The following is a 14,308-nucleotide window of genomic DNA, read 5'->3' on the forward strand; positions in this document are numbered from 1 at the left end:
CTGATGCCGCAGGTGATTTTTCTGCCCCACGAGAAGTTCTGCCCGGACGGCATGGTCGTGGAAGCCGAGCCCGGAACGTCCATTCTTGACCTGGCCCATGAACACCACATCGAAATGGAAAGTGCCTGTGGCGGTGTCTGTGCCTGCACGACCTGCCATTGCATCATCCGTGAGGGGTTCGATTCGCTGGAAGAAGCGGACGATCTGGAGGAGGATTTCCTCGATCGGGCCTGGGGCCTGGAAGCGCAATCGCGCCTGGCCTGCCAGGCCATCGTCGGCACCGAAGACCTGACCGTCGAAATCCCGAAATATTCGCTTAACCATGCGGCCGAAGCGCCGCACTGATTCAGGAAGCTACAATGAGTCTGAAATGGGTTGATGTACTGGAAATCGCAATCCAGCTGGTTGAATCCAAACCAGATGTAGACCCCCGTTACGTGAATTTCGTCGATCTGCACAAATGGGTGCTGGCATTGCCGGAGTTCAACGATGATCCGACCCGTGGTGGCGAGAAGGTGCTTGAAGCCATCCAGGCGGCCTGGATCGAAGAGGTGTAGGAGCTGACGAGCGCAGCGAGGCTGCGATCTTGCCCGGGGCAGTTGAATATTGAGCGGAAGATCAAAAGATCGCAGCCTGCGGCAGCTCCTACCGCCGAACGCAGTTAGGCAATACCTAAGAACCCGCGTATAATTCGCGGGTTTAATTTTTCGCAAATTACCGTTTCTGGAGTTACACCATGGCTGTTCAACGTACTTTCTCCATCATCAAGCCTGACGCCGTTGCTAAAAACGTGATCGGCAAGATCGTTACCCGCTTCGAAGACGCTGGCCTGCGCGTTGTAGCTTCGAAAATGAAGCAACTGTCCAAAGCCGAAGCCGAAGGCTTCTACGCCGAGCACAGCGAGCGCGGTTTCTTCGGTGAGCTGGTTGCCTTCATGACTTCCGGTCCGGTTGTCGTTCAGGTGCTGGAAGGCGAAAACGCCATCGCTCGCAACCGTGAGCTGATGGGCGCTACCAACCCTAAAGAAGCTGCTCCTGGCACCATCCGTGCTGACTTCGCTGAATCCATCGACGCCAACGCCGTCCACGGTTCGGACTCCGAAGCCGCCGCTGCTCGCGAAATCGCTTACTTTTTCTCCGCTACTGAAGTAACCACTCGCTAAGCCCAGGCTTTTGAGTGAAGGTGAATCCATGACTACATCGAACGGCAAAACCAACCTGTTGGGCCTGACCCAGCCGGAAATGGAGAAATTCTTCGACTCGATCGGGGAGAAGCGTTTCCGTGCCGGCCAGGTGATGAAATGGATTCACCACTTTGGCGTCGACGACTTCGACGCCATGACGAATGTCGGCAAGGCCCTGCGCGAAAAGCTCAAGGCTGTTGCCGAGATTCGCGGCCCCGAAGTGGTCAGCCAGGACATTTCCAGCGACGGCACCCGTAAATGGGTGGTGCGCGTGGCGTCCGGCAGCTGCGTCGAGACCGTCTACATCCCCCAGGGCAAACGTGGCACCTTATGCGTTTCGTCCCAGGCAGGCTGTGCCCTGGACTGCAGTTTCTGCTCCACCGGCAAGCAAGGCTTCAACAGCAACCTCACCGCCGCCGAAGTGATCGGCCAGGTGTGGATTGCCAACAAATCCTTTGGCAGCGTCCCGGCAACCGTCGACCGTGCCATCACCAACGTGGTGATGATGGGCATGGGCGAGCCGCTGCTGAACTTCGACAACGTCGTCTCCGCCATGCATTTGATGATGGATGACCTGGGCTACGGCATTTCCAAGCGCCGCGTGACCCTGTCCACCTCCGGCGTGGTGCCGATGATCGATGAGCTGGCCAAGCACATCGACGTCTCCCTGGCGTTGTCGCTGCACGCACCCAATGACGCATTGCGTAACCAATTGGTGCCGATCAACAAGAAATATCCGCTCAAGATGCTGCTCGAGTCATGCCAGCGCTACATGTCGTCCCTGGGCGAAAAGCGCGTGCTGACCATCGAGTACACCTTGCTCAAGGATGTGAACGACAAGGTTGAACACGCGGTCGAGATGATCGAGTTGCTCAAGAACATCCCGTGCAAGATCAACCTGATCCCGTTCAACCCGTTCCCGCATTCCGGTTACGAGCGTCCGAGCAACAACGCGATTCGTCGCTTCCAGGATCAGCTTCACCACGCTGGCTTCAACGTCACCGTGCGCACCACCCGCGGCGAAGACATTGACGCCGCATGTGGCCAATTAGTAGGACAGGTGCTGGATCGCACCCGTCGCAGCGAACGCTACATCGCCGTGCGCGAACTGAACGCCACCGACGATGCCGTGCAGAACGCTGCGAACAGTCACTAAGAGAGGAACTCTATGTCCCTGCGCTTCGCGCTCGTTTTGCTGCTGGCCGGTCTCTGTTCCGGTTGTGTCCTGTCGGGTGACTACAACCCGATGAAGACCAGCAAAGGGCGCGACGAAGCCCGCCAGGCCTATGTGCAACTGGGCATCGGCTATCTGCAACAGGGCATGACCGAGCGGGCCAAGGTGCCCCTCAAGAAAGCCCTGGAGCTGGACAGCTCCGACGCCGATGCCAATGCGGCACTGGCGCTGGTGTTCCAGGCCGAGCTGGAATCGGACCTGGCTGACGAGCATTTTCGCAAGGCGCTGTCGGCCCGGCCGCAAGATGCCCGTATCCTGAACAACTACGGCAGTTTTCTCTACGAACAGGCCCGTTACAAGGAAGCCTACGAACGTTTCGAACAAGCGGCCGCCGATACCCTTTATCCCGAGCGTTCGCGGGTTTTCGAGAACCTCGGCATGACGGCCGCGAAACTCGGCCAGCGCGACCTGGCCCGCCAGCAGCTTGAGAAGGCGCTGCGGCTCAACCGCCAACAACCGCGTGCATTGCTGGAAATGGCTGAGTTGTCTTACGAAGACAGGCATTATGTGCCCGCGCGTGACTACTACGAGCGTTTTAGCCTGCTGAGTGAGCAAAATGCACGTAGTCTATTGCTCGGCGTTCGGCTGGCACATGTGTTTGAAGATCGCGACAAGGCTGCAAGTTACGGCCTGCAACTCAAAAGACTCTATCCCGGTACGCCGGAATATCAGCAATACCTGTCGGAGCAATGATGAAAGCGGCGCATCCCGAAGTTGTAGCAGCGACTCGCGTAAATCCCGGTGAGACCCTGCGTCAAGCCCGCGAAAGCAATGGTTGGTCGCTGGCCGAAGTGGCCCACAAGCTCAATCTTACCGTGACTTCCCTGAGCAATCTGGAAGCCGGCGCGTTCGACAAATTGCCAGGGCACACCTTCGCCCGGGGCTACATCCGCGCCTATGCCAAATTGCTCGGCATGGACCAGACCGTGCTGGTCCAGCAATTCGACCAATACACCGGTTCTGACGCCCAGGGCAGCAACGTGCACAGCCTGGGCCGCATCGAGGAGCCCGTGCGTGTTTCCCATACCATTTTGCGCATCGTCAGCCTGTTGCTGCTGATCGCGGTGATTGGCGGCGGTTTTGTCTGGTGGCAGGACCAGGCGTCCTTGCGTACCAAGGAGCCGGTTGCGATGAACACCGAGCACGTCGAAGTCGAAGGCGCCGACGGCACCACCCAGATCCATCCGCTGGATGAGCCGGAAGACCAGGCTGTTGCCGAAGGCGAAACCGCACTGGCGTTGCCTCAGGGCCAGGAGGGCACCGAGGCCGATACCGCTGCCGGCACCGAACCAGCCGCGCCGGCACCTGTTCCCACGCCTGCCGCGCCAACGGCTCCGGCCCATGCCGGCAGCACTCCGACAACACCTGCTGCTCCTGCGCCCCATACGGGCAGCACTCCGGCCGCTCCGACAGCTCCTGCTGCTGTGCCTGCCACGCCAGCACCTGCCGTGGCGACCCCGGCAGTACCCGCTACGCCAGCGGCCCCGGCGGCGGGTGACGGCCAGGTACAGATCCAGTTCACCGCCGATTGCTGGACGCAGATTACCGACGGCAACGGCAAAGTCCTGTTCAGCGGCCTCAAGCGCAAGGGCGACAGCGCGTCTGTCAACGGCAAGCCACCGTTTGCCGTACGCCTGGGTTACGCCCGTGGCGCGCAGGTCAGCTACAACGGCCAGCCGGTCGACATCGCTCCGTTCACCAGTGGCGAGACCGCTCGCCTGAAGTTGGGTCAATAAGTCATGCACGGCGAATCTCCAATCAAGCGTCGCGAATCCCGGAAAATCTGGGTCGGTAACGTGCCCGTGGGCGGCGATGCGCCAATCGCTGTGCAGAGCATGACCAACAGCGACACCAATGACGTGGCCGCCACGGTCGCGCAGATCAACCGCCTGGAAGCCGCCGGCGTCGACATCGTGCGTGTCTCCGTGCCGGACATGGACGCCGCCGAGGCGTTCGGCAAGATCAAGCAATTGGTCAAGGTCCCGTTGGTGGCCGACATTCATTTCGACTACCGCATTGCCTTGCGCGTGGCGGAGTTGGGCGTCGATTGCCTGCGCATCAACCCGGGCAACATCGGTCGTGAAGACCGTGTGCGCGCGGTGGTGGATGCCGCCCGCGACCGCGGCATTCCGATCCGCATCGGCGTGAACGCCGGTTCCCTGGAAAAAGACCTGCAGAAGAAATACGGCGAACCGACCCCGGCCGCGCTGGTGGAGTCGGCCCTGCGCCATGTGGAGCACCTCGAACGCCTGAATTTCCAGGACTTCAAGGTCAGCGTGAAGGCGTCCGACGTGTTCATGGCCGTCGAAGCCTACCGCCTGCTGGCCAAGGAAATCGTCCAGCCACTGCACCTGGGCATCACCGAAGCCGGTGGGTTGCGTTCGGGTACGGTGAAATCCGCCGTCGGCCTCGGTATGCTGCTCGCCGAAGGGATTGGCGATACCATCCGCATCTCGTTGGCGGCCGATCCGGTCGAGGAAGTGAAAGTCGGCTACGACATTCTCAAGTCCCTGCACCTGCGTTCCCGTGGCATCAACTTCATCGCCTGCCCGAGTTGCTCGCGGCAGAACTTCGATGTGGTCAAGACCATGAACGAGCTGGAAGGGCGCCTTGAAGACCTGCTGGTGCCGCTGGATGTCGCGGTGATCGGTTGCGTGGTCAACGGGCCGGGCGAAGCCAAGGAGGCCCATATCGGCCTGACTGGCGGTACACCGAACCTGATTTACATCGACGGCAAGCCGTCGCAGAAACTGACGAATGACAATCTGGTGGATGAGCTGGAACGGCTGATCCGCCAGAAAGCGGCCGAAAAGGTCGAAGCCGACGCAGCGGTCATCGCGCGCGGTTAAGTCGCAAGATTAAGGAATACATGTGAGCAAGTCTCTGCAAGCCATTCGTGGCATGAACGACATCCTGCCCGAGCAGACGCCGCTGTGGCGTTATTTCGAGGGCACCGTGGCGCGTTTGCTGGATAACTACGGGTATCGGCAGATCCGCATGCCGATCGTCGAGTTCACCGAGCTGTTCAAGCGCTCGATTGGTGAAGTCACCGACATCGTCGAAAAAGAGATGTACACCTTCGACGACCGCAACGGCGATTCCCTGACCCTTCGCCCCGAAGGCACGGCGGCCTGTGTGCGTGCAGTGCTCGAGCACGGCATCACCGGCGGCGGCCAGGTGCAGAAACTCTGGTACGTGGGCCCGATGTTCCGCCACGAGCGCCCGCAGAAAGGTCGTTATCGCCAGTTCCACCAGATCGGTCTCGAGGTGTTCAACCTCGAGGGGCCGGACATCGACGCCGAGCTGATCGTCATGACCTGGCGCTTGTGGGGTGAGCTGGGGCTGCGTGATGCGGTCAAGCTCGAACTCAACAGCCTGGGCACCAGCGAATCCCGTGGTCGCTACCGCGAAGCGTTGGTGGAGTTTCTCTCCGCACACGTGGACAAGCTGGATGAAGACAGCCAGCGCCGCATGAAGACCAACCCGCTGCGCGTGCTCGACACCAAGAATCCGGAAACCCAGGCGATCCTGGTGGACGCGCCGAAAATGGCCGACTACCTCGACGAGGAGTCCCGTGCGCACTTCGAAGGGCTGAAGGCTCGCCTCGACGCCGTGGGCATCCCTTACGTGATCAACCCGAAGTTGGTTCGCGGCCTGGACTACTACAGCAAGACCGTCTTCGAATGGGTCACCGACAAGCTCGGCGCCCAGGGCACCGTGTGTGCCGGCGGCCGCTACGACGGCCTGGTCGAGCAAATGGGCGGCAAGCCGACCCCGGGCGTGGGCTTTGCCATGGGCATCGAGCGCCTGGTGCTGATGCTTGAAGCACTGGACAAGGTGCCTGAAGAGCTGTCCCGTCAGGTCGACGTCTACCTGTGCGCCTTTGGCGAGGCTGCCGAGCTGGCGGCCCTGTCGTTGAGCGAGCGGGTTCGCGACCAGTTGCCCAACCTGCGCCTGCAGGTCAACGCCGGTGCCGGCAGCTTCAAGAGCCAATTCAAGAAGGCCGACAAGAGCGGTGCGCTGTACGCATTGATCCTCGGTGACGACGAACTGGCCCAACAAGTGGTAGGTTTCAAACCCCTGCGTGGCCAGGGCGAACAACAAAGCATTGCCTGGGATGCGCTTGCTGCACACCTGGCCACCTGCGTCGTGCAGGGTTGAAGCTGTCAAACAGCCGATTTAGCGATTAAGGAGTATTGGGGTGTCGAGTACCGAAGATGAACAGCTGGCGGATTTGAAGGACTGGTGGACGCGCAACGGCAAGCCGCTGGTCACTGGCGGCCTGTTGGCGCTGGTCATCGTGTTCGGCTGGCAGGCCTACCAGAAATACCAGGGCAACCAGTCGCAGGGCGCCTCGATGCTCTACCAGCAATTGCTGGAAACCACCCTGACCCCGGACGGCAAGCCTGACGCGGCGCGCGTGGCGGACCTGGCCGGCAAGCTGAACAAAGAGTTTGGCGGCACCGCCTACGCCCAGTACGGCAGCCTGTTCGTGGCCAAGGTCGCGGTAGACAGCGGCAAGCTGGACGACGCAGCCACCGAGCTGAAGGCGATCGTCGACAAGCCGGCCAACCCGACCCTGGGCGAAGTCGCGCGTCAGCGCCTGGCGCAGGTGCTGGCGGCACAGAACAAGGCCGAAGACGCCTTGAAGCTGCTCGACGGCGACGCCGACAAGGCGTTCCTGGCGACTCGCGAAGAACTCAAGGGCGACCTGCTGGTACAGCTGGGCCGTGCCGATGAGGCCCATGCGGCCTACCAAAAAGCCAAGGCTGCGCTGTCGGATGAAGCCGCGGTCGGTGGCCTGCAAATCAAGCTGGACGACCTGGCCAAAGGGGATGCGTGACGTGATCCGTTGGAAACATGCAGCATTGCTGGCCCTGGCCATTCTGGCCGCGGGTTGCAGCAGCAACAGCAAGAAAGAATTGCCTCCGGCCGAACTGACCGACTTCAAAGAAGAAGTCGTGCTGCAGAAGCAATGGAGCCGTTCCATCGGTGACGGCCAGGGTGAAACCTACAACATGCTGGTGCCGGCCATCGACGGCGACACCATTTATGCCGGCGACGTGACTGGCGTCGTCATGGCCATGGATCGCATGAACGGCGACGTGAAGTGGGAAAAAGATCTCGAGCTGCCTGTGTCCGGCGCCGTTGGCGTGGGTTACGGGCTGGTCATGATCGGCACGCTCAAGGGTGAGATCGTCGCCCTGGACGCGAGCAGCGGTGAAGAGAAATGGCGCGCCCGCGTGACCAGTGAAGTCCTCGCACCGCCCGCCACCAACGGCGACGTGGTCGTGGTCCAGACCCAGGATGACCGCCTGATCGGCCTGGATGCCGCCACCGGCAACCAGCGCTGGTTGTATGACAGCACTCCGGCGGTACTGACCTTGCGCGGCACCAGCGCGCCGATCGTCACCAACCGCCTCGCGGTGGCTGGCTTGTCGACCGGTAAAGTCGTTGCCCTGGACATTTCCAACGGCGTGCCGGTCTGGGAACAGCGTGTAGCGATCCCTCAAGGTCGTTCGGAACTGGAACGTGTGGTCGACATTGACGGCGGCCTGTTGCTGTCCGGCGGTACGCTGTACGTCGCCAGCTACCAGGGTCGCGTTGCGGCACTGGACCTGGAAAGCGGCCGGGTGCTGTGGCAGCGCGATGCGTCCAGCTACGCCGGTGTCGCCCAGGGTTTTGGCAGCGTCTATGTGAGCCTGTCCTCGGGCACGGTCGAAGGCGTCGATGAGCGTTCCACCACCGCGTTGTGGAGCAACGATTCCCTAGCCCGTCGTCAACTGTCGGCCCCGGAAGTGTTCTCCAGCTACGTTGCAGTGGGTGACCTGGAAGGTTACCTGCACCTGCTCAGCCAGGTGGACGGTCGTTTCGTCGGCCGTGAGCGCATCGACAGCGACGGCCTGCGTGCCCGTCCGCTGGTGGTGGGCAGCATGATTTATGTGTATGGCAACAGCGGCAAACTGGAAGCCCTGACCATCAAGTAAGACTATGCTTGGGGCTAATCCCCCAAGCGGCTCCAGTTTTGTAGGAGCGAGCCTGCTCGCGAATGCGGTGGATCAGCGGTCTGTATGGCGACTGCCCCCACTGTTTTCGCGAGCAGGCTCGCTCCCACAAGGTGGCCCCCGAGCACCAGCCGCTGCCTCGCAGCGGCTTTTGTATTTTCTGAAATAACGAAGTGGAGAGCCGCATGGTTCCCGTAATCGCCCTGGTGGGCCGACCGAACGTCGGCAAGTCCACCTTGTTCAACCGCCTGACCAGGACTCGCGACGCCATCGTCGGCGACTTGTCCGGTCTGACCCGTGATCGCCAATACGGTGAGGCCAAGTGGCAAGGGCGTACCTATATTCTGGTCGACACCGGCGGCATCTCCGGTGATGAACACGGCATGGACGAAAAAATGGCCGAGCAGTCGCTGCTCGCCATCGAAGAAGCCGACGTAGTGCTGTTCCTGGTAGACGCCAAGGCCGGTTTTACCGCCGCCGACCAGATGATCGCCGAGCATTTGCGCAAGCGTAACAAGCGTTCCTACGTGGTCGCCAACAAGGTCGATAACATCGACCCGGACATGGCCCGCGCCGAGTTCGCGCCGTTGGGCATGGGCCAGGCGATCCCGATCGCCGGTGCTCACGGTCGTGGCATCACCCAGATGCTGGAAATCGCCCTGGCTGATTTCCCCAAGGATGACGAAGACGAGCCGGAAGAGGGCGAGGAAGAAGTCGTTGCCGAGGGCGAGGAAGCCAAGCGCATTCCGGGCCCGAGCGAAAAAGACGGGATCAAGATCGCGATCATCGGCCGTCCGAACGTCGGCAAATCGACATTGGTCAACCGTATGCTCGGCGAAGACCGGGTCATCGTCTACGACCAGCCCGGTACCACCCGCGACAGTATCTACATTCCCTTCGAGCGTAACGAAGAGAAGTACACGCTGATCGACACCGCCGGTGTGCGCAAGCGCGGCAAGATCCACGAGGAAGTCGAAAAGTTCTCCGTGGTCAAGACCCTGCAGGCGATCAAGGACGCCAACGTGGTGATCTTCGTGATGGACGCCCGCGAAGGCGTGGTCGATCACGACCTGAACCTGCTGGGCTTTGCCCTGGAAGCCGGTCGTGCACTGGTCATCGCGATCAACAAGTGGGACGGCATGACGCCGAGCGAACGGGATTACGTGAAGGTCGAATTGCAGCGCCGGCTGTTCTTCGTCGACTTCGCCGACATCCACTTCATCTCGGCCCTGCACGGCACGGGCGTGGGCAACCTCTACGCTTCGGTGCAGAACTCGTTCAAGTCCGCGGTTACCCGCTGGCCGACCAACCGCCTGACCCAGATCCTCGAAGACGCCGTTGGCGAGCACGCGCCACCGATGGTCAACAATCGTCGGATCAAGCTGCGCTACGCCCACTTGGGTGGTGCCAACCCGCCGATCATCGTGATCCACGGCAACCAGATCGAGAAAGTGCCCAAGTCGTATGTGCGCTATCTGGAGAACACTTATCGTCGCGTCCTGAAGCTGGTCGGCACGCCGATCCGCATCGAGTTCAAGGGCGGCGAGAACCCGTACGAAGGCAACAAGAACACGCTCACCGACCGCCAGGTCAACAAGAAGCGCCGCTTGATGTCGCACCACAAGAAGGCCGACAAGAAGCGCCGCGACAAGAAATAAAAGCAGCTGCAAGTTGCGAGCTGCAAGCTTCAAGTTCCGGCGCACCGGCTTGTAGCTTGGAGCTTGCTGCTGGCAGCTTTTTTTTGGGCTATCCTCGACCTCTCCCGCGCCGCACCAGAGCCGGGTGCAGACCCAGGGAACCCTCGATGATCACCAGCAAGTTGCCGAACGTCGGCATCACGATTTTCACCCAGATGTCCCAGCTCGCCGCACAGACCGGCGCGCTGAACCTGTCCCAGGGGTTTCCCGATTTCGATGGCCCGCAAGCCCTGCGCGATGCGGTCGGCCGGCACATCGCCCAAGGCCACAACCAATATTCCCCCATGACCGGCCTGCCGGTGCTGCGCCAGCAGATCGCGGCGAAGATCGCCCGCAGCTATGGCGCCAGCGTCGATGCCGATCAGGAAGTCACCGTGACCCCTGGCGCGACCCAGGCGATTTTCTGCGCTATTGCGGCGGTGGTTAACCGTGGCGACGAAGTCATCGTCTTCGACCCAGCCTACGACAGCTACGAACCTTCCGTGCAACTGGCCGGCGGGCGTTGCGTGCACGTGCCACTGGGCCTGGACGATTTCGCCATCGACTTCCAGAAGCTCGGCGAAGCCCTGAGCCCGCGCACGCGCATGATCATCCTCAACACGCCGCACAACCCCAGCGGAGCGTTGATCAGCCGTGCCGAGCTGGACCAGTTGGCGGCCTTGATCCGAGATCGCGACATTTACCTGATCAGCGACGAAGTCTACGAGCACCTGGTGTTCGACGGCGTGCCTCATGTCAGTGTGCTTGCCCATGAGGAACTGTATCGCCGCGCCTTCGTGGTCAGTTCGTTCGGCAAGACCTACCACGTCACGGGCTGGAAAACCGGCTACGTCGTCGCGCCACCGGCCCTGACGGCTGAGCTGCGCAAGGTGCATCAGTACGTCAGCTTTTGCGGCGTGACGCCGTTGCAGTATGCGTTGGCCGACTACATGGCCGAGCACCCCGAGCACGTCGATGAACTGCCAGGCTTCTACCAGGCCAAGCGCGACCTGTTCTGCGATCTGCTGGCACCGTCACGGTTCAGCTTCAAGCGCGTCGCCGGCACTTACTTCCAACTGGTCGATTACTCGCAGATCCGCCCAGACCTCAACGACGTCGACATGGCGCTGTGGATGACCCGCGAACACGGCGTGGCGACCATTCCGATCTCGGTGTTCTACCAGAACCCGCCGCAGGGCCAGCGCCTGGTGCGCCTGTGCTTTGCCAAGCGCGAGGAGACGCTGCGCGAAGCGGCGGAAAAACTATGCGTGATCTGAGCACCTTGCCCAACCTGAATGTTGCCTTGATCCAGACCACCTTGGCCTGGCACGACCGCCGGGCCAACCTGGAGCATTTCGACGCGTTGCTCGAGCAGGCGCGCGGGGCGGACCTGATCATCCTGCCGGAGATGTTCACCACCGGTTTTTCCATGGAGTCCGAGACCCTGGCGGAGCCTGAAAACGGCCCCGCCAGCAAATGGCTCAAAGACCAGGCGGCGAAACTGAATGCCGTGATCACCGGCAGCGTGATCATCCAGGCCGCCGATGGCAGCCACCGCAATCGCCTGCTGTGGGCGCGTCCGGACGGCGAAGTGCTGCATTACGACAAGCGGCATCTGTTTCGCATGGCGGGCGAGCACAACCATTACACGCCGGGCGACCAGCAGGTGTTGTTCGAACTCAAGGGCTGGCGGATCCGGCCGTTGATCTGCTACGACCTGCGCTTCCCTGCGTGGAGTCGCGACGCCGAGGACACCGACCTGTTGCTGTACACCGCCAACTGGCCGGGCGCCCGGCGCCAGCATTGGAACCGGCTTCTGCCGGCGCGGGCCATCGAAAACCTGTGCTACGTGGCGGCGGTCAACCGTATTGGCACCGACGGCAAAGGCTTCGCTTATACCGGCGACAGCCAGGTCCTGGATTTCCAGGGCGAAACCCTGCTCAGCGCCGGCGAAGCCGATGGTGTGTTCACGGCGTGCCTGAACGCGGCGGACCTGGCCGCGTATCGCACGCGGTTTCCGGCCAACCTCGACGCCGATCGTTTCGAGTTCATCTATTGAAACGATTCAGCCTCAAGAAGCGCTGTTGCGTGCCGATAACCGGTCAGCCAAGGAGGAGTCTCTATGACCAGTATCAGCGCAACGACCGTAAACCCTTATCCGCTGTCAGCGCCCAAAGTCTCCATTCGCGGGGCTGAAGAAGAGAAGGCAGTCAGTCCGGTGACACCGACTGACAGCAGCGAAGACAAGGACAAGAAACTCGCAGTCGACACCAGCGGCGCGAATATCGCGGGTGCGGGTGGCAGCAGCGGCAGCGGCAATGTCATCGAACAACTGAAGAAGCAGATCGAACAAACCGAAAAATTGCTGGCCGAACAGCAAGCCCAGCTAGCCCGGGTGCAAAAAAGCCGGGCCGATGAAGAGCAGAAAGCCCAGGAAACCATGGCGATCCAGACCCAGATCATGGCGACCCAGGCGACTTTGCAAACCTTGCAGGCCGCGCTGTTGCAGGCGATGACTATTTCGATCGATACCCATGCCTGACATTTTGGTTGTCTGACAGGCCGCCATCGCGAGCAAGCTCGCTCCCACAGGATTTCGGTCCCACTGAAAATCCAGTGTGGGAGCGAGCTTGCTCGCGAAGGGGCCGGAACAGGCGCACAAAACCATCAGCCAATCGGCATAGGGGTCGGCCTTTTCACAGGCCGCTCCCCTGCCACACCACCCGGCATGCGGGTCCGCACCGGGCGGTTCGAGAGATTGAGGTTATGAGAGTCGCACCAGACCCAGCCTGTCGAACCAGGCCACATCCAGCACTCGATTAAGCTCAAAGCGGCTGTTACGCCACCAACTACATGAGTTAGCCGCCACTTTCCGTGCGGTTTGAGCACTGGCCCCCAGAGCCCGCAGTTCGCGATAGATCGTCGGTCCACGCCTCCATTGCTTAAGCTGGATCGCTCGCAGTCGGTGTCGTATCCATTCGTCCAGCTCTCGCCAGACCTTCGGTGTTTGCGATAACCCAAAATAAGCTTTCCAGCCCAAGAGATAAGGACGTAAGTTTTCGACAACCTGCCCCATGCTGCGTCCCCCTGAGCGACGGGTGAGCACGCGTATTCGCTGCTTGAACTGCTTGCGCGCCTTGACCGACACCGTTCTCTTGACGCCTTTGGGTGACGCCCAAAAGGCATAGCCCAGAAACTTGCGACCAAATGCACTCGCCACCGCACTCTTGCTCTCGTTGACACTCAAGTGCAGTTTTTCATACAGACGCTTCAGCAGGACCATCACTCGCTGCCCAGTCTTCTTGCTGCGAACGTACACATTCGCATCATCGGCATAACGCACGAAACAATGGCCCCGACGTTCAAGCTCTCGATCCACTTCGTCCAGCAGCACATTCGCCAACAGCGGCGACAGCGGACCGCCTTGCGGCGCCCCGCAGCGGCTTTTCTCGACTACTCCATTGATCTGCGTTCCCGCATCCAGATACGCCCGAATCAGCCGGATAGCCGCCCGATCCGCAATCCGCTTGCATAAACGATCAATCAAAATGTCGTGGTCGACCCGGTCGAAGAACTTCTCCAAATCAACATCCACTACCACTTTGCGTCCCGAAGACACATGTCGCTGAGCCGCCAAAATGGCGTCCTGCGCACTGCGCCCCGGACGAAAACCGTAGCTGTGTTCACTGAAGGTTGGATCGAGCAGTGGCTGCAGGACTTGCAGCAATGCTTGTTGGATCAACCGGTCGGTGACCGTTGGAATGCCCAACTCGCGTTCGCCGCCGTCAGGCTTGGGGATGACCGCGCGTCGTACCGGACTGGGCCGGTAGACGCCTGAGAGAAGCTGTTCACAGATCACAGGCCATCGGGTCTGCAAAAGTTTCGCGGTCTGTTCAATGTCCAAACCGTCGACTCCTGCCGCCCCTTTGTTAGCCCTGACTCGTTTCCAGGCTCGTTTCAGGTTTGCTCTCGCAAAGGCCCGTTCCAGCAGCCCTTGCCCTGCGTTGTCGGTTTCATTTTGCGGGCAATTGACCTCGTCGCTGATGGGGCTTCTCACGGCTTCACCGCTCGCGTCCTCACATCCGCCCCGCGTTTGGCAGGCTTCTGACTTCCGGTTTCTCGCATCAACATGGCCTATAACGCTTTCTCTCGTTCGGCCCTTCGTCAAAAAAGACTACTACGGCCTCTGCTGACTTCTCGCTCCGGTTTT

15 protein-coding genes are annotated in these 14,308 nt (G+C 60.9%); 14 read left to right on the top strand and 1 reads right to left on the bottom strand.

Translation table 11 applies throughout. The features are described from left to right. Positions 1-3: 3 nt before the first annotated feature. The 14 genes from fdx to M8Q45_RS02335 all read left to right on the top strand — a co-directional run bounded on the left by fdx (position 4) and on the right by M8Q45_RS02335 (position 12,640). Positions 4-345 carry an ISC system 2Fe-2S type ferredoxin gene (gene fdx / locus M8Q45_RS02270; protein WP_249873417.1) on the top strand — a complete coding sequence of 114 codons (342 nt, stop codon included), beginning with the start codon at positions 4-6 and terminating at the stop codon, positions 343-345. A gap of 14 nt (positions 346-359) precedes the next feature. Beyond that, a complete protein-coding gene (gene iscX, locus M8Q45_RS02275; RefSeq protein ID WP_186705400.1) occupies positions 360-557 on the top strand; it encodes a Fe-S cluster assembly protein IscX in 198 nt (65 codons plus the stop codon). A gap of 179 nt (positions 558-736) precedes the next feature. Further along, positions 737-1,162, top strand: a complete 426-nt coding sequence (gene ndk / locus M8Q45_RS02280; RefSeq protein WP_030139592.1) for a nucleoside-diphosphate kinase — start codon at positions 737-739, stop codon at positions 1,160-1,162. Between the two features lie 28 nt (positions 1,163-1,190). Then, on the top strand, positions 1,191-2,339 hold the full coding sequence (gene rlmN, locus M8Q45_RS02285; protein WP_249873418.1) for a dual-specificity RNA methyltransferase RlmN: 1,149 nt from the start codon (positions 1,191-1,193) through the stop codon (positions 2,337-2,339). A 12-nt stretch (positions 2,340-2,351) separates the two neighbouring features. Continuing rightward, the gene (gene pilW, locus M8Q45_RS02290) at positions 2,352-3,110 is read left to right on the top strand and encodes a type IV pilus biogenesis/stability protein PilW (protein WP_181287930.1); all 759 of its coding nucleotides are present in this window, start codon (positions 2,352-2,354) and stop codon (positions 3,108-3,110) included. Continuing rightward, complete coding sequence (locus M8Q45_RS02295) at positions 3,110-4,153, top strand: RodZ domain-containing protein (RefSeq protein ID WP_249873419.1); 1,044 nt, start codon at positions 3,110-3,112, stop codon at positions 4,151-4,153. The genes pilW and M8Q45_RS02295 overlap by 1 nt, the downstream gene beginning before the upstream one ends. 3 nt (positions 4,154-4,156) lie before the next feature. Continuing rightward, complete coding sequence (ispG, locus tag M8Q45_RS02300; protein WP_003185136.1) at positions 4,157-5,266, top strand: flavodoxin-dependent (E)-4-hydroxy-3-methylbut-2-enyl-diphosphate synthase; 1,110 nt, start codon at positions 4,157-4,159, stop codon at positions 5,264-5,266. A gap of 22 nt (positions 5,267-5,288) precedes the next feature. Further along, the gene (gene hisS, locus M8Q45_RS02305) at positions 5,289-6,578 is read left to right on the top strand and encodes a histidine--tRNA ligase (protein ID WP_249873420.1); all 1,290 of its coding nucleotides are present in this window, start codon (positions 5,289-5,291) and stop codon (positions 6,576-6,578) included. Positions 6,579-6,618: 40 nt separating this feature from the next. After that, on the top strand, positions 6,619-7,260 hold the full coding sequence (locus M8Q45_RS02310) for a YfgM family protein (protein ID WP_249873421.1): 642 nt from the start codon (positions 6,619-6,621) through the stop codon (positions 7,258-7,260). Further along, a complete protein-coding gene (bamB, locus tag M8Q45_RS02315; protein ID WP_030139586.1) occupies positions 7,253-8,404 on the top strand; it encodes an outer membrane protein assembly factor BamB in 1,152 nt (383 codons plus the stop codon). The genes M8Q45_RS02310 and bamB overlap by 8 nt, the downstream gene beginning before the upstream one ends. A 203-nt stretch (positions 8,405-8,607) precedes the next feature. Next, positions 8,608-10,080 (top strand): ribosome biogenesis GTPase Der, encoded by a 1,473-nt coding sequence (gene der / locus M8Q45_RS02320; protein WP_249873422.1) that lies wholly within the window; start codon positions 8,608-8,610, stop codon positions 10,078-10,080. 146 nt (positions 10,081-10,226) lie between these two features. After that, complete coding sequence (locus M8Q45_RS02325) at positions 10,227-11,375, top strand: pyridoxal phosphate-dependent aminotransferase (protein ID WP_249873423.1); 1,149 nt, start codon at positions 10,227-10,229, stop codon at positions 11,373-11,375. After that, positions 11,363-12,157, top strand: a complete 795-nt coding sequence (locus M8Q45_RS02330; RefSeq protein WP_249873424.1) for an amidohydrolase — start codon at positions 11,363-11,365, stop codon at positions 12,155-12,157. The genes M8Q45_RS02325 and M8Q45_RS02330 overlap by 13 nt, the downstream gene beginning before the upstream one ends. A 63-nt stretch (positions 12,158-12,220) precedes the next feature. Beyond that, entirely contained in the window at positions 12,221-12,640 is a 420-nt protein-coding gene (locus M8Q45_RS02335; protein ID WP_249873425.1) for a hypothetical protein, read from the top strand. Positions 12,641-12,862: 222 nt separating this feature from the next. Here the strand turns inward: M8Q45_RS02335 and ltrA are convergent, their stop codons facing one another. Further along, on the bottom strand, positions 12,863-14,155 hold the full coding sequence (gene ltrA, locus M8Q45_RS02340; protein ID WP_249873426.1) for a group II intron reverse transcriptase/maturase: 1,293 nt from the start codon (positions 14,153-14,155) through the stop codon (positions 12,863-12,865). Positions 14,156-14,308: the final 153 nt, after the last annotated feature.

This window comes from Pseudomonas sp. T1.Ur (assembly GCF_023516725.1).
Lineage (GTDB): Bacteria > Pseudomonadota > Gammaproteobacteria > Pseudomonadales > Pseudomonadaceae > Aquipseudomonas > Aquipseudomonas alvandae.